A 20,139-nucleotide genomic window follows, 5' to 3' on the forward strand; every position below is an offset into this window, starting at 1 on the left:
TAATCATTATATTCTATATAAAGAATTTTCTGCTTCTTAAATGTTCTCGTACTGTTGATTTATTACTATCAGTAATTTCAACCAAAATAAAGAACTTATACAAACCACATTATTTCTCGCTCTGAATTATTGTCTTTAATAAAAATTAATAAGTACCTATTTCTTAATTAATGGTGCTTTTTCTTCCCTTTCTCGTCTTAGCTTTTTAAATTCAGCATCCTAAAAAAACTGATCTAATTTATTATAAAACATCAATATGACAACGAAACTTTTTGAAATTAATAAACTACTTGTAGCTAATAGAGGAGAAATTGCTATACGTGTTTTAAGAGCCGCATCAGAGCTCAGGATCCGTACTGTAGCAGTTTACACTTATGAGGATCGATATTCGTTGCATCGTTATAAAGCTGATGAGGCTTATCAAATTGGTAAAGATGATGATCCTTTAAAACCTTATCTTGATATAGAAGAAATTATAAGTCTGGCTAAAAATAAAGGAGTGGATGCAATTCATCCAGGTTATGGCTTTTTATCAGAGAATGTAAAGTTAGCAAGAAGATGTAGAGAAGAGGGGATTATTTTTGTTGGCCCTGAACCTGAAGTGATGAATGCCCTGGGAGATAAGGTTCGTGCAAAAGACATTGCCATAAAAGCAAATGTTCCAATTATTGAGGATAGTAAGATTGAATTAATAGATACTGAAACTGCAGTTAAAGAAGCCAATAGAATTGGTTATCCTATCATGGTGAAAGCTGCTGCCGGAGGTGGTGGAAGAGGGATGAGAGTCGTTCAAAATGAATCACAATTAAAAACTGCTTTTATTGACTCCAAAAGTGAAGCAGGAAATGCCTTTGGAGATGATACCATTTTCTTAGAAAGATATATTGATCACCCTAAGCATATTGAGGTGCAGATAATGGGTGATAATTATGGAAATATTGTCCATTTATTTGAACGTGACTGCTCAGTTCAAAGGCGATTTCAAAAAGTGGTGGAGGTAGCACCATCTGCTAACTTATCTCAGGAAACCAAAGATAAACTCTATGAATATGCATTAGCCATAACTAGAGAAGTAAACTACAATAATGTTGGTACGGTTGAATTCCTAGTTGATAAGGATGAAAATATATTCTTTATTGAAGTAAATCCTAGAATTCAAGTTGAGCATACCATTACAGAAGAAATTACGGGAGTTGATATTGTCCGTTCTCAGATTTTGATTGCCAAGGGACATGCTTTAAAAGATCCAAGAATATATATAAAAGATCAATCTGATGTGCATTGTAATGGCTATGCCATTCAATGTAGAATTACCACTGAAGACCCTGAAAATGGATTTAAACCTGATTATGGTACTATTATAGCGTATAGAAATGCGGGTGGTTTTGGAATAAGAATTGACGAAGGAAGTTCTTATGCGGGTGTAAATATTTCACCTTTCTTTGATTCCATGTTAGTGAAAGTGTCTTCTCATGGCCGAACTTTGAGAGGTGCAGCTCAAAGACTTCACCGTGCTTTACGAGAATTCAGAATTAGAGGGGTGAAAACCAATATTGGGTTCCTTGAAAACGTAATTTCTCATCCAACATTTTATAATGGTGAGTGTAATGTGAAATTTATTGATGAGAATCCTGATTTATTTAAAATCACTCAGAAATTCGATAGAGGAACCAAGACCTTACGCTTTATAGCAGATGTAAGTGTAAATGGTCATCCTGATGTGAAATTTAAGGATGAAAATAAGAAATTTAGGCATCCCGTGATCCCTGATTATGATAAGTACGGGACTTTTCCAAAGGGCACTAAAAATTTATTGACAGAATTAGGCCCTGAAAAATTTTCAGAATGGCTTAAAAAGGAAAAGGCAATCCATTATACGGATACTACTTTCAGAGATGCGCATCAGTCATTGCTTGCCACTCGAATGAGAGGTATTGATATGATGAAAGTTGCAGAAGGCTACGCAAAAAATAATCCTGAGATATTCTCTATGGAGGTTTGGGGAGGAGCTACCTTTGACGTTTGTATGCGGTTTTTACATGAGAACCCATGGGAGAGATTAGCTAAGTTCAGAAGAGCTATGCCTAATATTCTTCTACAAATGTTACTAAGAGGTTCTAATGCTGTAGGGTATAAAGCTTATCCTGATAATTTGATTGAGAAGTTTATTGAAAAATCTGCTGAAACTGGAATTGACGTATTCAGAATTTTTGACTCTCTGAACTGGCTTGAGGCTATGAAAGTGAGTATTAAAACCGTTCGCGAAAGGACCAATTCAATTGCCGAAGCATCGGTGTGTTATACAGGGGATATTTTGGATCCAAATCAGGACAAATACACTTTAGAATATTATGTTGATTTTGCTAAGCAATTGGAAAATGAAGGGGCTCATATCATTGCAATTAAAGATATGGCAGGATTACTTAAACCTTATGCAGCAAAAGAGCTGATTTCAGCTTTAAAATCAGAAATAAATCTCCCAATTCACTTACATACGCACGATACATCTTCTGTTCAATCCGCTACTTATTTACAAGCCATTGAAGCAGGGGTGGATGTGGTGGATGTTGCTTTAGGTAGCATGTCGGGTTTAACCTCGCAGCCTAACTTTAATTCTGTTGCTAGTTATATGCAAGGGCATGAAAGAGAACAAAAGATCAATATAAAATCATTAAATGATTATTCTACATATTGGGAGTATGTCCGCGAATATTATTATCCATTTGAGTCAGGATTAAAAGCTGGTACTGCTGAAATTTATGATAATGAAATTCCAGGTGGTCAATATTCTAACTTGCGTCCGCAGGCTGAGGCATTAGGATTAGGGGATAAATTTGAGACTATCAAACATAATTATGCGCTGGTAAATAAAATGTTTGGAGACTTGGTTAAAGTAACGCCATCTTCTAAAGTAGTGGGGGATATGGCTTTATATATGACCTCAAATAATTTAACTCCTAATGACATTTTCGAAAAAGGACATACTTTATCATTCCCAGATTCAGTAGTGGATTTATTTAGAGGAGAATTAGGACAGCCAGCTGGAGGTTTTCCTCAAGATTTAAGTAAAATAATTTTAAAAGGTGAAAAGCCTTTCACGGACAGACCAAATAAACATTTAACTCCTGTTGATTTTGACCATGAATTAGAAGAATTCAAAAAGAAATTTGATGGGCATGATGATGAACTTGATTTAATAGCTTATTTACTTTATCCAAAGGTATACGAAGAGTTTTATAAGCATCAGCAAAAATTTGGTGAAGTAGGCTACATTCCAACTTTAGCCTTTTTCTATGGAATGAAAAATGGTGAGGAAATTTTGGTTGAAATTTCTGAGGGTAAAACAATTATCATAAAGCTTCTTTATATTTCTGAACCTAATGATGAAGGATTAAGAACCGTTTCCTTTGAATTAAACGGTCAAACCCGAAGAGTGAAAATCAAAGATAATTCTGCAAAAGTAGATAAGGTTACGAATCAGAAAGTATCGAATGAAAATGAAGTAGGGGCTCCTTTACAAGGAAAGCTTGCTTCTATAAAAGTAAAACCTGGAGATGAGGTGACAGAGAACACGGCATTGTTTGTAATCGAGGCAATGAAAATGGAATCTTCCATTACAGCCCCTATGGCCGGAGTTGTAAAATCTGTTCATCTTAAAGCAGGTGATATGGTGGAACAAGATGATCTGGTTATAAGCCTTGAGTAACATTTTGTAATAAAATGGGTTAATAAAGGAGGTTATGAAGAGTTATAACCTCCTTTTTTATTATCAACTTTTAAACTAAAACTTTTTCACTATGCATAAAGACCCATTTAAAATTGTTAAAGAACTTGATAGTCAGAAGGGTAAGCTTAAATACTACAGTTTACAAGAACTTCAAAATCAAGGTTATGATATTGATAAACTACCTTTCTCAATAAGAATCCTTCTTGAAAATGCCTTAAGAAATTATGATGATTTTGCGATAACTAAAGAAAATATAGAAACCCTATTAAACTGGAAGCCAGAAGCTTCTGATAAGGATATACCTTATAAGCCAGCTAGGGTTTTAATGCAAGACTTTACTGGAGTACCAGCAGTAGTTGATATAGCTTCTTTAAGAGCAGAGGCAGTAAGAAAGGGTAAAGACCCGCAAAAGATAAATCCTCTCATTCCTGTTGATTTAGTAATTGACCATTCTGTTCAAGTAGATTATTTTGGTACCAATTATTCTTATGCTAAAAATGTAGATAAAGAATATGAAAGAAATGGTGAACGCTATCAGTTCTTAAAATGGGCTCAAAAGGCATTTAACAATTTTTCTGTTGTGCCTCCTGGTATGGGGATTTGCCACCAAGTTAACTTAGAGTATTTAGCTCAAGGGGCAATCGCTAGAGATGGGTACGTTTTTCCTGATACTTTAGTAGGAACAGATTCACATACCCCTATGGTAAATGGAATCGGAGTTGTAGGCTGGGGTGTAGGTGGAATTGAAGCAGAAGCGGCAATATTAGGCCAGCCTATTTATTTCATCATGCCAGAAGTGATTGGTTTAAAACTGAATGGTGAATTACCATTAGGAACTACCGCAACTGATTTAGTTTTAACCATTACACATTTACTCAGAAGTCATGGAGTAGTAGGCAAGTTTGTGGAGGTATTCGGTCCTGGATTAGATAAGCTAACCATTCCTGATAGAGCTACAATTTCAAATATGTCGCCTGAATTTGGCTGTACGGTTACCTATTTCCCAATAGATGATCAAACTTTGTCTTACATGGACAAAACTAATCGTTCAAAAGATCAAATAGATTTGGTGGAACAATACACAAAATCAAATATGCTATGGAGGGAAAATGAAGATAAAATCAATTATTCTACTGTATTAGAATTAGACTTAAGTACTGTAGAACCTACAGTTTCTGGGCCTAAGAGACCTCAAGATAAAATTTTAGTAAGAGAGTTTGAAGATAAATTCAAAGACCTTCTTAAAACCGAACATGGTAGAGATTACCTAGGAATGTACGAGAGACCAGTCAGCAGATGGTATTCTGAAGGAGGATCACAACCAGTTCAACAACCAATTGCTGATGATGTAGCAATAGAAACGGAACAGGAAAATGGTTTAAAAACTGTTAAAATTAAGACCCATAATGATGAGTTTAGCTTAAGTGACGGATCAATCGTGATTGCTGCCATTACTAGTTGTACGAATACTTCTAATCCAAGCGTAATGTTAGGAGCTGGCCTAGTAGCACAGAAAGCAATTGAAAGAGGGATAGATGTAAAACCATGGGTTAAAACAAGTTTAGCCCCTGGTTCAAAAGTGGTAACCGATTATTTAGAAGCTGCAGGATTATTAGATGATTTGGAAGCATTAAAATTCCACGTTGTAGGGTACGGTTGTACTTCATGTATAGGGAATTCAGGACCACTTCCACCTCATATTGCAAAAGCAGTTAAGGAAAATGATTTAGTGGTTTCTTCAGTATTATCAGGAAATAGAAACTTTGAAGCTAGGGTTCATCCAGATGTAAAAATGAATTTCTTGATGTCACCAATGTTAGTTGTGGCATATGCTATAGCAGGTAGAGTTGATATTGATCTCAACAATGATCCATTAAGTTATGATGTAAATGGGGAACCCGTTTATTTAAAAGATATCTGGCCTAGTCAGGATGAGATCTTTGAAGTGATGCGAAAGGTTCTTTCTCCTGATTCTTACAAAAAGAACTATGGCGAGATTTTCGATGGAAATGAACAATGGAAGTCTATGAAAGCTCCAGATTCTAAAGATTACGAATGGGATGATGCATCAACCTATATAAAGGAGGCGCCATTTTTTAAAGATATAACAGAGGAGGCTGAAGATTTTGAGGACATAAAAGATGCGAATGTTTTATTAAAACTCGGAGATTCGATTACTACAGACCATATATCTCCAGCTGGTGCATTTGCAGAGGATAGCCCTGCGGGTAAATATTTAAAAGGGAGAGGAGTTGAGAGGAAAGACTTTAACTCATATGGTTCTAGAAGAGGTAATGATGAAATTATGACTCGAGGAACATTTGCAAATGTTAGAATCAAGAATCAGTTAGCTGAAAAAGAAGGAGGTTATACTCAGTATATCCCAACAGGAGAGGAGATGACAGTCTTTGATGCAGCCCAAAAATATAAAGAGAATAATATCCCTCTTGTTGTTTTAGGTGGGAAAGAATATGGTAGTGGTTCCTCAAGAGACTGGGCCGCTAAAGGAACCTATTTATTAGGAGTAAAAGCAGTTATAGCTGAAAGCTATGAAAGAATTCACAGAAGTAATCTGGTTGGAATGGGAGTTTTACCATTACAGTATAGCGAGGGTGAATCAGCAGAGAGTCTAGGTTTGGATGGTTCTGAAAAAATTTCAATAACTGGCATATCAAAAGGACTAACTCCATCTAAAAAGTTATCTGCTAAAGCTATGAAATCTGACGGAACTGAAATCAAATTTGAAGTCTTAGCAAGATTGGATTCTCAAATTGAGGTTGAATACTATAAGAATAAAGGGATTCTTCAATATGTACTCAGAGACTTTTTAAGAAAATAAATCTAGTTTTATTTACGGTTAAAACCGGTTTAGCATATTATGTGCTATTCCGGTTTTTTTTGTTTTAAAAGTTAAAACAAAGCTTATTCATTAAAGTTTTCCAGTTATATCCTCGGTATTTTTAATGAAGCAACCCATTTCCATAGTCTGGCTCAAAAGAGATTTACGTTTAGAAGATCATGCTCCTCTTCAAAAAGCAGCTGAACTGCAATTACCTACTTTAATTTTTTATGCATGGGAACCAGAATTGTTATTTGCTCAGGATTACAGTAATCGGCATTGGCAATTTATTTCCGAATCTTTAGCTGAATTAAGCGATCAGCTAAAAACCTATGATATTCATTTAATTCAAATTCATGGAAAACCTACAGATTTTTTAAATGAGATTAGTGAGAAATATCATATCAAATATCTACTATCCCATGAAGAGACTGGGATAGAACTGACTTTCCACCGAGATGTAGAAGTGAAGAAATTTTGTAACCAACATAATATTGTTTGGAAAGAGTTTCCTCAATTTGGTGTACAGAGGGGTAGAAGAAATCGAGATAATTGGTCTAAAGCATGGTATGCTTTCATGGAAAGCGGTTTAATTAAGAATCAAATTGCTGAAATTAATCCACTTCACATAAGTGATTTATCAAAAGTTCCAATAGTTAATTCGTCCAAGGATTTAGGAATTAAAAAAGAAGCTGGAGTTACTCAGAAAGGTGGAAGCATAAATTCAAAACGATATTTAAATGGGTTTCTTTCAGAGCGTCATTTTCAGTACAGTAAAAATATTAGTAAGCCTTCAGCTGCTAGAACTTCTTGCAGCCGTTTATCACCTTATCTAGCATATGGTAATGTCAGTATGAGATTGGTATACCAGTCTATGAAGAAGGCCAAGGAGAATGGAAATAAAAGTGCTTTAAATAATTTTGCTTCTCGATTAAGATGGCATTGTCATTTCATACAGAAATTTGAAATGGAAGACCGCTATGAATTTGAAAATATTAATAGAGGATACAACTCAATTAGAACGGATGAAAATGATATTTTATATACTTCCTGGGAAGAGGGCGAAACTGGGTTTCCTCTAATAGATGCTTGTATGAGATGTGTGAACTCAACGGGTTATCTTAACTTCCGAATGCGTGCTATGCTGGTTTCTTTTTTATCTTACCATTTATGGCAACCTTGGAAAAGAGGGGCTATGCATTTAGGTAGGATGTTTTTAGATTTCGAACCTGGAATACATTATCCGCAATTTCAAATGCAATCAGGGGTTACCGGTATTAATACTATCAGAATGTATAATCCTGTAAAACAATCAATTGATCATGATCCTGATGGTGATTTTATAAAATCATGGATTCCGGAGTTAAAAGATGTTCCCAAAAACTTTATTCATGAACCATGGAAATTAAGCTACATTGAACAGAAGGATCTTAACATTGAGATCGGAAAAGATTATCCTCAACCTATTGTTGATCTTGAAGAAGCAGGGAAGAAAGCAAGAACAGTAATCTGGGATATGAGGAAAGATCCATTAGTTAAAAAGGAATCTAAAAGAATATTAGCTAAACATACAGTAGAAAATAGAAATCCATAATTTTTAAATCTGTTTCTGCACTTTTTCTCGTTATTAAATGCATCAGTCAAAAACCTTAATTTTTTGAAAAAAATAATCAGCAACTACTATAATAATTTTAAGGATAAAGAATTTAGGGTGATGCTATATGCGGTATGGATTATCAGTTTAGCATTTTTTATTTCGCAATTTCCTAAATTGAGTGTAAGTTTTGAATTTGAAAAATTCTTTGCTGAGGGAAATGAGGACAGAGTATTTTTTGAGCAGCATGTTGAAAAATTTGGATATGATAATGATTACTTGCTAGTAGCAATTCAAAATTCACCTTCAATATTTCAATCATCTTTTTTGCAAAAACTAGAACATTGGACGAATTCCATAGATTCCATTGAAGGGATTCAAAGCGCTCGATCTCTTTTTGAACTAAAACATATTATTAAAGCTCCCTTTGGTTATAATGCAATTCCGTTACTCCATGTTGATGATGAGAAACGTCTTAAGGGAGATAGTATAAGAATATCTTCTCATGATTTATATTCTAAATTTATTTCCAATGATGCTCAATCCACTATAATTCAGCTCAATCATAGACATTTTACTACTCCCAAAGAAGAATTTCAATTCTTCAATAAATTGAAAGTATCTCTTCAAGAAAATAATCTAAGCAATTATAGAATAGTTGGGAAGTTAGTAGCTCAGCAGAGTTTTGTTGATCATATAAAATCGGATTTTAGTATTTTCTTAGCTGCAGGGATAGGAGTTACTATCCTCTTACTTTTACTTATTTATCGTTCTTTTAACATTATGCTTCTACCATTAATGATGAGCATTTCATCATTAATTTATCTTTTAGGATTTATGGCAATGTTTCAAGTGGAGCTCAGTATTTTAAGCGTATTGATTCCACCTATTATATTGTTTGTTTCAACCTCAGATGCCATTCATTTAATAAATGCTTACCGACAAAATCCAGAGCAGGATTTTATAAGACGTTTAAAGTTATCTATTAAAAAAGTGTTTTCAGCTACGCTTTTAACCTCTATTACCACCGCAGTGGGTTTCTTTAGCTTACTGGTTTTACCAACTGAACCTATAAATGAATTGGGACTATTTGCCGGTATCGGAGTTTTAATAGCTTTTGTTGTCAATTTTGCAATCGGTCCTTTATTAATTAGAAAGAACTATCGAAATCAACAAATTAAATTACCCTTTAGAAAATGGACCGTTAAAATTTTAAAAAATCGAAGAGCTATTATTCTAGTTTATTTATTGATTGTAGTAGTATCATTTTTTGGGGTTTTTAAACTGAAAACTGATGCATATCTATTGAAGGATTTACCTAAAAATTCTCAGGTTCGAGATGATTTTACCTTCATGGATAGATTTTACGGGGGTTCAAAACCATGGGAAATGGCTATTTATCCAGCTGATAAAAATGAAACAATATTCAATTATGATGTATTAGTTGAGTTGTTAAAAATTGAACAGTACTTAAAAGATTCCTTTAAAATTGAAAATGTTGTATCTCCTCTTGAGCTAGTAAAATATGCTAATCAAATTGAAAATGGAGGAGTATTCAATCAATACAAATTACCCAATGAATTAAACTATGATAAGCAAAAATCCACTAGTAAATTTCTATTACAGAAGGGTATAGCAAATAATGTTGTAGATTCAAGCTTAAAATATGGTAGGTTCACTGGATTTATTCCTGAATGGGGTTCAAATGCTACTCAAAAGCGGAATGAAAAGCTAAGAGAATTTATTAAATCCAATATTGATTCTAAGGTATTAGACACTAAATTAACAGGGACCACCTATTTAATTGATAAAAGTAATGAGAACTTATCCATTGAATTAATTAAGGGATTAGTGTTTGCAATTTTTATAATAGCATTGTTTATCGCTATCTATTTCAAATCTTTTAAAATGCTATTGATTAGTCTTATACCTAATGTAATTCCTCTAATATTAACTGCAGGACTGATGGGATTCATGGAAGTGCCTTTAAAGTTAACAACAGCTATTATTTTTGTAGTGTCTTTTGGTATAGCCGTTGATGATACTATTCACTTTTTAGGTAGTTATAAAAAGCAAACTGCACGCTCACCCATTTGGCGAATCATAAAAACCTTAAGATCAGCTGGCTTAGCAATCTTAATCACCTCAATCTTAATTATTGGAGGCTTTGTTTTATTCACTTTCTCATCATTTGCCACTACTTTTTATTTGGGGCTCTTTTTATCTTTTGGTATGCTAACCGCTGTTTTAACAGACCTTATTCTTTTGCCTGTTTTGTTAAAATGAATCAGTTAATCAAACCTTATTCTTACTATCCAAAATAATGGTTACTGGTCCATCATTAACTAAGCTCACTTTCATATCTGCTCCAAATTCACCACTTTGAATTTCAGTAGTAATTTGTTGGTCTAATTCATTCAACATTTTTTCATACAAGGGAATAGCAATATCAGGCTTTGCGGCTTTGATGTAAGAAGGGCGATTTCCTTTTTTTGTACTAGCATGCAAGGTGAATTGACTAATTAATAAAATCTCACCATTTACATCTAATAAACTTTTATTCATGACCCCATTATCATCATTAAATATCCTCATATTAATAATTTTTCGAGTAAGCCACTCTATATCTTCTTGATTATCGTCTTCTTCAATTCCTAATAAAATCATTAGGCCATAGTTAATATTTCCCTTGATTTCATTTTCAATTTTTACAGAAGCTTCAGAAACTCTTTGTATTACTGCAATCATTTTTATCCAATTTCATTGATTTCATCAGACAACAATACTTTGAAAGTCGAATTATTGGAGTGAGCCATTTTTATCATACTACTTGCAATTTTTGAAGCATCAACTGCAGCATATTTTTTCAATGGCCCTGAGAATATAAAGTCAAGTTTATCAGCAAACCAAAGGGCAGCTTTTTCAGCAGTTCTTTTTTCGGTTCTTTCGCCTGCAATAAATGAAGGCCTGTAGATAAATGCTTTATTTAGCTTCATTGATTTAATCGCATCCTCAGTTTCACCTTTTACCTTATTATAGAATATAAATGAATTTGAATCAGCTCCCATTGCAGAAATAAGATGAAAAGAAGAAGCATTATTTTCTCTGGCAATTGCAGCTAGGCTTACAGGATATTCAAAATCTACTTTTTTAAAAGCTGCCTTACTACCGGCTTTTTTCATGGTAGTGCCCAAACAACAGAAGTAATCATCAGCTTGAAGCTCACTAATATGATCCTCTAACTTGTCAAAATCTTTTATAATGCACTCTTTAAGTTTTCCGTCATCACCGCCTAAGCTTCTTCTACTTAATACAATAACTTTTGAATATTGCTCATCTTCTAAGATTTGATCTAATAAATGACCTCCTACTAATCCTGTAGCTCCTGCAATTAGTGCTGTTTTCGACATATTAAAAGTTATTTATAATGTTATTATACTCTTCCATTAATGTTTTACATTTATCTACCGCATACCATTTATGCAGTTTTTCAATCACTTTAGCTTGTTCTGTATCATGATTGTTTTTAGCATCCATGATCATATTTTGAACAGGCTGAGGTCTTGGTCCCCAGGTAGAAAGATCTCGATAATGTTGATCCATAAAAACAATTATGGGAATTGATCTTGATCCATTAGTTAAATATTGATCCATAATTTGAGGATTCTCATCTCTCATGATAAATCTTAAATCGATATTATCATTTAAATCAGCCAATTTTGCAATTAAAGGTATATTCTGAGCTGCATCTCCACACCATGCTTCAGTTATAACTAGCCAATTCATGCGGTCTAATTTTTTTACTTTCTGAATGATTTCATCTGCTAAGCTTAATGTTTTGTCAAGCCTATCCATTCTTTTATCATTCATTAAGGTATAACCTATCATGGCGTCTGAATGATTGGCTCCGGTAGTTTTGTTATCCGCTAGTAATGATTTTATTAATGCTCTGTACTCAGTGTAATTCAATGCTTGAGAGAATACTTTTTCTTTCTCTTCCTGTATCGTTTCTGTCATTTTAATGTGCTTTCTCTTGCTTACTCTCCCAAGCTGTAAATTGTTTCAATTCCTTACCTAAATGATTGTAAAGCCAAATCAATAATGAAGCATCATCAACAAAGCCTGATACAGGAATGAAATCAGGAATTACATCTGTTGGGGTAATAAAATATATTAACACACCAACGGTGTAAAGCATGCTTTTTTTTGAGATCTGTCTGTAATTTCCTTTTGTGTATTCTTTTACAAGCCTAATGAGAGTTTGAAATTTACCTTTTAGCTTAGCTATTTTTTCTGATCTATCAGCTCTACTAGTTAAGGTTGATTTAGCCTCATCAACTAATTTACTACTAAGTCTTCTATCATTTAAGACTTTGATAGCTCTATTAAAAGCTTGTTTATAATTCGTTTTTTTACTCATTATCCGAATCTCTCAACTTTTTGTTTTTTTGAATTGGTACTAGTATATACGCAAAAAGAGTGTATAAGGTAAATGCTCCAATAAGAATTAAGTATAAATCGTGTAATAAGTTCTTATATATAAAAAGCGACCAAGCAACAATTAAACTAATTACACCTACCCAAAGTCTAATATTATTTGCTTTAATTTGACTGTTTCTATGTGGATTATCCATAATACTTGTATTATTTAAACGTTTGTTAAAATTACAATAATTGAACTATTAATCATTTTTTAGATGAAAAAACTCAACCTTATTTTTTCACTTTTATTGTTATTAGCCAATCTGTCTAATGCTCAAATAGAAGATCCAAAAATCGAAAATAATAAAGAAGTTTCTAGATCAAGAATAAAAGTTTATACTAAAACTGGAGAAGAGATAGTAGGATACTTTTTATCTCAAAATAAAGATTTTTTAACAATTGAGACTCTTGAGGGTAATACGAAGAGAGTACCAACACAAAGAATTAAAAAAGTAGAGTCTTTAGGTGAGGATAGTGGTGATTTTGGCCTATCAGAAAAGTCATATAGTAATTTAAATAGTATGAGATATATGATAGGAACTAGTGCTTTCAATTATGAAAAAGGTGTCAATTATATAAGAAATAATCCATTTACTTTTCACAGGGGATTAACAGAAAATTTTTCAATAGGAGTAGGGACAAGTTTTTTTACAATGGTTATAGGAGCTCCTTTAATTTACTTAAATCCAAAATATACAGTACAATTAGGCGAATATGTACATTACAAAATTGGAGTAGATGCATTTGCAGTAACCTTAGTTGATTCTTTTGATGGGGCTGCAGGTGCTTTTGTTAATACAGGTTTTACGGTAGGTATTCCCGATTTAAACGTGACAGGAACGGCTTATTTCGGTACTATTTCTGATGTTGAAAGAATTAATCCGTTTTATTCTTTGTCAGCTATGGCAAGAATATCTAAACGTTTAATGGTTTTGTCAGAAGGATTTTATGTTACAACCGAATTTAATGATAGATATACTTTTTTATTATATGGGGGACGATTGCTAACCGATTTTGGATCATACGACCTAGGATTGATTTATAATACCGAAATCGCCAGATTCGTACCAATTGGTATTCCTTTTTTTGCGGCAACAATAAAATTAAATTGATTCAATTAAATTATAAAGATTTATCTATCTTGAATTAAAAATTTAATAAGATAAAAATCACATGAAATATACTTTGCTTTTAATCTTTATTTTTTTCTCAGTTGATTCGTTTGGTCAAACGAAAACAACGGAAGTAAATCAATTTATGGATAGTTGGCATAAAGCAGCAGCTACTGCTGATGAAGAGGTGTTTTTTGGTAGTATGACTAAAGATGGGGTTTATTTAGGAACTGATAAAACTGAGAAATGGACTAGAGATGAAATGGCAGTATGGGCTAAAGAGTATTTTGAAAGAGAATCAGCATGGTCATTTACAGCCACTAGTAGAGATATTTATTTTTATGAAAACGGAAAAGTAGCTTGGCTTAATGAAAAGCTTGATACTTGGATGGGAGTATGTAAAGGTACAGCAGTTTTAGAATTGACAAACGAAGGATGGAAAATAGCACTTTATGATCTATCAGTAACGATTGATAACGATAAAATCCAGAAATTTATAGAATTAATTGAGGAAGAATAACTTAAAATTCTTGATGGATTTCATTTTTTAGGAAGCTTAATCCATACTCAATGCTGTCAATATTTTTGTCTAAAGATTCTTCGTAAATCTTTTTAACTAACTCAATGCTTTTAGCTTCAGGATCCAAACTTTTTGCTGATTGGTTAACAAGCATAATTAATTCCTCTTTCGCATTTCTAATAATTTTCCAAGCATCATCACTCATATAAACTTGTTGCGATAGGTTATGGTTAAATTCTTCTCTAATTTCGTTTAATAATAAATACTGCAATTCAGCTACATTTTGATTATTTTGCTGAACTCTCTTTATAAGCTGATCTGGTGAAATTCTTTCTAAGAATAGACTCATTCTTTCATAAGCTTGTAGTCTTATAGGTAGAACGATTTCCTTATTTTTTGCTTTTATTTCTATGATCTTAGCTTCATTCTGCTTTTGAAGCATTGTTTTAACTGTTAAATACATTGCATACAAGACTATGCCAGCAGGGATGATGATTTTTATTAAGTCCCAAATCGGTTCCATAAATTTTCTTTTTTGATTTTCAAATTTAGTTAAATTCGCGTCAAATAAAAGCAATAAAATCATTCAAACTTTTGCTTTTATTCAACCGTTAATTCAGAAAAATAAGTTTTATGATTCCAGTTAAAATATCAGAAGAGGCATTAAAGGAAGTAAAGAATATAATGGAAAATAAAAATATTCCTGAAGGCTATGGATTAAGAGTTGGTGTTCGTGGAGGAGGAGGTTGCAGTGCTGCTGGTATGAATTACATGCTAGGATTTGATAAAGCTAAGGAATCAGATAAAACTTTTGAAATTGAAGGTATTCCTATCTATATAGATAAAGGACATGTAATGTATATTATAGGAATGGAAGTCCGCTTCCATGAAGGCAATGATGCTCGTGGCTTTATCTTCGTAAATCCAGAAACAGAGGAGGAATTGAAATAATACTATTGCCCTTCTTTATTATTCATTATATTTTTCACTTAATAATTAACCTTATTTACTGAGTAGTATTGCTATATACTTAAGTAGGTAAACTCTATGAATAGTATTAAAACAGGGGTAATATTAATATTTTATTACCCTAATGTTAATATTTTAGTTGAAGATGCTAAAAACTGATATGATCTTTTAAATATTTAGTTGAAGAATTGTAACAATAACCGTTTGGTTGAATAATTGTCTCCAGATTTCTTGTCTATTCCTTTTTATAAAACATATATTAGTGTTCTAACTAATTTATAACCTAAACATAATATGATGAAGAGACTATTACTTATGCTAAGTTTCTTCCTGATTGCCTCACATTCATGGGCTCAGGATAGAATAGTATCGGGTACGGTAACGGATGAAAATGGTCCATTACCAGGAGTAAATGTAATTGTGAAAGGTACTACTAATGGTATCACTACAGATCTTGATGGTAATTACAAACTACCTTTACCATCAAATGCCGAGGTACTTGTATTTACCTATATTGGATATGAGAAAACCGAAGTGACAATTGGATCTAAATCCCAAATCAACGTAACAATGGTGCCAGATGTTCAACAACTAGGTGAAGTGGTTGTTACAGCTTTAGGGATTGAAAGAGAACAAAAGTCTTTAGGATATTCTGTTCAAGAAGTTGGCGGAGATGAAATCATAAAAGCTGGAGAGACTAACATTGTAAACTCATTGCAAGGTAAGATTGCTGGGGTTCAAATTGGAGGTAACTCGGGTGCTTTAGGTGGATCATCTAGAATCTTAATTAGAGGTGCAAATTCAATTGCAGGTAATAATCAGCCACTATTTGTAGTTGATGGAACCCCAATTGATAATTCTAACTTTAATACTACTGGTCAATCAAGAGGTGCTAGTGGTTATGATTATGGTAACGCTGCACAGGATATTAACCCAGAAGATATTGAGAGCATGTCAGTATTGAAAGGTGCTAGTGCTGCTGCTTTGTATGGAAACAGGGCATCTAACGGTGTAATTATAATCACTACCAAAAAGGGTAAAAAAGGTAAAGGTATTGGTGTTAGCGTGAACTCTGGAGTCACATTCGCTACACCTTTAGTGCTACCTGAATATCAGAATGAATATGGTGGTGGATTTGGTCCATTTGCAACGAATAGCAATGGTCAAGATGTAGTTAGTTTTGCTGTTGATCAGAGTTGGGGACCTAAATTAGATGGAAGACCTGTTCGTCAATGGTATAGTTATTATGAGGATCATCCAAATTTTGGAGAAGAAACACCTTGGGAAGCACATCCAGATAACATTAAAAACTTCTATCAAACTCAAGTAACTTTAAATAACAATGTTTCTTTTTCTGGTGCAAATGACAATGGTTCATTCAGAATGTCCTTTACTAATTTAGATCAAAAAGGTATTATGCCGAATAGTGAAATGACTCGTAACACAGTTAATTTTAATGGTTCATACTTTTTGACAGATAAATTGAGTGCGAATGCAAATGTAAATTATGTACAATCAAGAGCTTTAGGAAGACCGCAACAGGGATATGGTGATTTAATTGTACAATTTAACCACTTTGGTCAGAGACAGCTTGATTTTGATGAATTAAAAAATTATAAAGTTGAAGCTACAGGAGCACAAAGGTCTTGGAATAGAATAAGTGAAAGTACAGCATTTCCACTTTATGCCGATAACCCTTACTGGATTAGAAATGAAAATTTCCAAAATGATGGGAGAGACAGAATATTTGGTAATATAGGTTTAAATTATGATTTCACTGAAAATTTATCATTATCAGGTAGAGTGCTAACCGATTTTTATACTGATAGAAGAGAAGGAAGAGTTGCAGAAGGATCTGTAGGACAGTCTTTCTACAGTGAAGATGTTCGTCAAGTTTCAGAAACGAATATGGATATGATGTTAAAATATGATGGTGAAATAAATGATCAAATTTCTTTATCTACATTCATTGGAGGTAACATCAGAATGGATAAGTATAATAGAAACTACGGGCAAACACAAGGAGGCTTAAGTGTTCCAGGTTTCTACAATTTAGAAAATTCTATTGATAGAAATGTACTTTCAGATTTCACTTCTGAAAGACAAATAAATAGTTGGTTTGCTTCCTTAACTATGGGATACGAAGATTTAGTATTCCTAGATGCTACCTTAAGAAATGATGTTTCCTCTACTTTACCAGATGGAGATAACTCATATTTCTATCCCTCTGTTAGTGGTACCTTTATTTTCTCAGAGCTAGATGCCTTAAACGGTGGAGATATTTTCACATTTGGTAAGTTGAGAGGTAGTGTTGCACAAGTAGGTAATGACACAGATCCATATAGAATATCAACTGTATATGCTCCAGGTCAAAATTTTGGTGTTAATCCAGCGTATTCATTGCCAGGGACTTTAAATAATCCAAATTTAAGACCAGAACAAACAAACAGTTATGAAATTGGAACTGAGTTAAGGTTTTTAAATGATAGGCTAACTTTTGATGCAACCTATTATAATAATGTTTCAACTGATCAAATTTTCGAAGTAGATGTTTCAGCTGCCTCTGGTTATAATGCACAAATTATTAATGCAGGTAGAATGGTAAATCAAGGAGCAGAGATAAGCCTTTCAGGAGCAGTTATTCAAGCCGATGACTTTCAATGGAATGTCTTAGTTAACTGGGCTAAAAATGATAACCGAGTGGAAGAATTAGCAGAAGGGATTGATAATTACCGTTTAGCTAATGAACTATTTGGCGTAGTGAGTTTAGATGCTAGAGTGGGAGAAAGATATGGAACAATCTACGGAAATGATTTCCTAAGAGATGATAATGGAAGAAAAGTTATTGGTTCAAATGGTAATTATTTAGCCACTAGTAGCCCAGTAGCATTAGGCTCTGTATTAGCTGATTTTACAGGAGGAGTAAGAAATAGCTTTAATTATAAAGGAGTTAATCTTAGCTTTTTAGTTGATTTTCAGAAGGGAGGAGCATTGCATTCAGTAACAAATCTATTTGCAAAATACTCAGGAATGACACAAGAAACTGTGGAAGGAAACATAAGACAGGTTGGATTAATAGCAGATGGTGTAACCGAAGGAGGCGAGGAAAATACTACAGTTATAGACCCTATTTCATTTTTCCAAGGCCATTTTGGATTAGGAGGGGCTCATGTGTATGATGCAAGTTTTGTCAAATTGAGAGAAGTTGTATTAAGCTATTCATTACCAAACAGCATCATTGGGAATACTCCGTTTACTAAAATTAATCTTGCTGTGGAAGGAAGAAATTTAGCAATTATTTCTAAAAAAATACCACACCTTGATCCAGAAAATGTTACTAATTCAGGTAATATTCAAGGACTTGAAGGTGGTGCACTTCCAAGTTTAAGATCTTATGGTTTTAAAGTAAGTTTAGGATTTTAATAATTAAAAAGTCGAAACATGAAGAATTTAAATAAACTATATATCTTATTATTCGCTGTATTAGTATTCGCTACATCTTGCGAAGATCTTACAGAGATTAATGAAGATCCTAATAGACCTACTGAGGTACCTGTTGAATACCTTTTAACTTCAGCAGAACGTCAATTAGGTAATCGATTATACGGAGGCTTCGATAATGTAGCTTTTGGTATGACAGTATCACAGTATTGGGCACAAAACGAGTACTCTGATGAAACAAGATATCAATTCAGAGCCAACACAAATAATACATTTTGGTCTGATTTTTACACTGCAATTAATGACTTGCAGGAGATAAAAAAAGTAAATACAACAATTGATAAAGGCCAACAAGGCATAAATCAAAATGCAGTCGCTACAATATTACAGTCTTGGGCGTATCATTCAATGGTTGATATTTATGGTGATATTCCATTTGAAGAAGCCTTGCAAGGTGTTGATATACCTTCTCCAGCTTATTCAGATCAGGAATTAATTTATTCTGCATTGATTGATTCTGTTTCAAGCGCAGTTGCTGCTATTGATCCGTCTGCTCCTGGCTTCCCTGGTGGAGATGTAATTTTTGATGGGGATTTGTCTAAATGGCAAAAATTTGGTAATTCATTATTATTAAGAATTGGAATTAGATTGTCAGATGTAAATCCATCTTTAGCTGAACAAACTATTTCTGCTGCAGCGGAAGGTGCAATGAAATCGAATGCTGATAACGCAGCTATTCAATATATAACTGCACAACCTAATGTTAATCCATTATATGTTTCTTATGTGGTAAACGGTCGTCAAGATTATTGTGCTACAGAGAACTTTATTGAATTATTGAATGGATTAGGGGATCCTCGTATTGGAGAATATTTCGTTCCAGCAGCAAATACAGGTACTTTTGAGGGGCTTCCTTATGGAGTTACAAGTGCAGTTGCTGCAGGTATCAGTAGAGATGCTGTTTCACAATTAAATCCTCAAGTATATGCTGCCGATTTCCCAGGTACTTTAATGGGGTTTGTTGAAACATCTTTTATTTTGGCTGAAGCTGCATCAAATGGATGGATTGGTGGTTCAGCTGCTGATTATTATGCTCAAGCAATCACAGCAAGTATGAATTATTGGAATATTACTGATGGGAATGCTATTGGTGATTACATTGCTGCTAATCCATACACAGAAGATAATTTAAAGGTTCAGAAATACATAGCTATGTATTACGAGGGATGGCAATCATGGGCTGAGATTAGGAGATTGGATTTAGAAAGTTTGCCTGCTGCCAACTTAGTTGAGATTGATCCTGCTGTGAATTTTGTTGACGTTTCAAACATTTTGAATCGTAGGCTATATCCTCAAGATGAACAAAATCTGAACGGTGCTAATTATCAAAATGCAGCAAGTAATATTGGTTCAGATGCTTATGACACTAACTTATTTTGGGACTTAGATTAATTA

General features: G+C 33.5%; 15 protein-coding genes. 9 read left to right on the top strand and 6 right to left on the bottom strand.

The window, feature by feature from the left end; all coding sequences use genetic code 11:
* Window positions 1–256: 256 nt before the first annotated feature.
* The 4 genes from QYS48_RS12935 (at window position 257) to QYS48_RS12950 (ending at window position 10,446) form a co-directional block, all read left to right on the top strand.
* The gene (locus QYS48_RS12935) at window positions 257–3,706 is read left to right on the top strand and encodes a pyruvate carboxylase (RefSeq protein WP_308356272.1); all 3,450 of its coding nucleotides are present in this window, start codon (window positions 257–259) and stop codon (window positions 3,704–3,706) included.
* A gap of 91 nt (window positions 3,707–3,797) precedes the next feature.
* Entirely contained in the window at window positions 3,798–6,566 is a 2,769-nt protein-coding gene (gene acnA / locus QYS48_RS12940; RefSeq protein WP_308356273.1) for an aconitate hydratase AcnA, read from the top strand.
* 124 nt (window positions 6,567–6,690) lie between these two features.
* Window positions 6,691–8,160 (top strand): deoxyribodipyrimidine photo-lyase, encoded by a 1,470-nt coding sequence (locus QYS48_RS12945; RefSeq protein ID WP_308356274.1) that lies wholly within the window; start codon window positions 6,691–6,693, stop codon window positions 8,158–8,160.
* Between the two features lie 63 nt (window positions 8,161–8,223).
* Window positions 8,224–10,446, top strand: coding sequence for an MMPL family transporter (locus QYS48_RS12950; RefSeq protein WP_308356275.1), 2,223 nt, complete (start codon window positions 8,224–8,226; stop codon window positions 10,444–10,446).
* A gap of 9 nt (window positions 10,447–10,455) precedes the next feature.
* Here the strand turns inward: QYS48_RS12950 and dtd are convergent, their stop codons facing one another.
* Genes dtd through QYS48_RS12975 form a run of 5 tightly spaced genes read right to left on the bottom strand, consistent with a single transcriptional unit; the run spans window position 10,456 to window position 12,794 of the window.
* Window positions 10,456–10,908, bottom strand: a complete 453-nt coding sequence (gene dtd, locus QYS48_RS12955; protein WP_308356276.1) for a D-aminoacyl-tRNA deacylase — start codon at window positions 10,906–10,908, stop codon at window positions 10,456–10,458.
* Window positions 10,909–10,910: 2 nt separating this feature from the next.
* On the bottom strand, window positions 10,911–11,570 hold the full coding sequence (locus tag QYS48_RS12960; protein WP_308356277.1) for an NAD-dependent epimerase/dehydratase family protein: 660 nt from the start codon (window positions 11,568–11,570) through the stop codon (window positions 10,911–10,913).
* Between the two features lies 1 nt (window position 11,571).
* Window positions 11,572–12,177, bottom strand: coding sequence for a thioredoxin family protein (locus tag QYS48_RS12965; protein ID WP_308356278.1), 606 nt, complete (start codon window positions 12,175–12,177; stop codon window positions 11,572–11,574).
* 1 nt (window position 12,178) lies between these two features.
* On the bottom strand, window positions 12,179–12,580 hold the full coding sequence (locus QYS48_RS12970; protein WP_308356279.1) for a YkvA family protein: 402 nt from the start codon (window positions 12,578–12,580) through the stop codon (window positions 12,179–12,181).
* Window positions 12,573–12,794: a hypothetical protein gene (locus QYS48_RS12975; RefSeq protein ID WP_302101321.1), complete on the bottom strand. Its 222-nt coding sequence runs from the start codon at window positions 12,792–12,794 to the stop codon at window positions 12,573–12,575. Before QYS48_RS12975 ends, QYS48_RS12970 begins: the two co-directional genes overlap by 8 nt.
* 63 nt (window positions 12,795–12,857) lie before the next feature.
* Between QYS48_RS12975 and QYS48_RS12980 the strand changes: the two genes are divergently transcribed.
* Together QYS48_RS12980 and QYS48_RS12985 are read left to right on the top strand one after the other, a co-directional pair.
* Window positions 12,858–13,754 (top strand): hypothetical protein, encoded by an 897-nt coding sequence (locus tag QYS48_RS12980; RefSeq protein ID WP_308356281.1) that lies wholly within the window; start codon window positions 12,858–12,860, stop codon window positions 13,752–13,754.
* Between the two features lie 61 nt (window positions 13,755–13,815).
* On the top strand, window positions 13,816–14,274 hold the full coding sequence (locus tag QYS48_RS12985; protein WP_308356282.1) for a nuclear transport factor 2 family protein: 459 nt from the start codon (window positions 13,816–13,818) through the stop codon (window positions 14,272–14,274).
* A 1-nt stretch (window position 14,275) separates the two neighbouring features.
* On the opposite strand, the gene QYS48_RS12990 is transcribed toward QYS48_RS12985, so the two are convergent.
* On the bottom strand, window positions 14,276–14,797 hold the full coding sequence (locus tag QYS48_RS12990; RefSeq protein WP_308356283.1) for a hypothetical protein: 522 nt from the start codon (window positions 14,795–14,797) through the stop codon (window positions 14,276–14,278).
* 110 nt (window positions 14,798–14,907) lie between these two features.
* Between QYS48_RS12990 and QYS48_RS12995 the strand changes: the two genes are divergently transcribed.
* The 3 genes from QYS48_RS12995 (at window position 14,908) to QYS48_RS13005 (ending at window position 20,136) form a co-directional block, all read left to right on the top strand.
* The gene (locus tag QYS48_RS12995) at window positions 14,908–15,225 is read left to right on the top strand and encodes an iron-sulfur cluster assembly accessory protein (RefSeq protein ID WP_308356285.1); all 318 of its coding nucleotides are present in this window, start codon (window positions 14,908–14,910) and stop codon (window positions 15,223–15,225) included.
* Window positions 15,226–15,537: 312 nt separating this feature from the next.
* Window positions 15,538–18,666, top strand: a complete 3,129-nt coding sequence (locus QYS48_RS13000; protein ID WP_308356286.1) for a SusC/RagA family TonB-linked outer membrane protein — start codon at window positions 15,538–15,540, stop codon at window positions 18,664–18,666.
* A gap of 18 nt (window positions 18,667–18,684) precedes the next feature.
* Window positions 18,685–20,136, top strand: a complete 1,452-nt coding sequence (locus QYS48_RS13005) for a SusD/RagB family nutrient-binding outer membrane lipoprotein (RefSeq protein WP_308356287.1) — start codon at window positions 18,685–18,687, stop codon at window positions 20,134–20,136.
* Window positions 20,137–20,139: the final 3 nt, after the last annotated feature.

Source organism: Marivirga arenosa, from assembly GCF_030503895.2.
GTDB classification, from domain to species: domain Bacteria; phylum Bacteroidota; class Bacteroidia; order Cytophagales; family Cyclobacteriaceae; genus Marivirga; species Marivirga arenosa.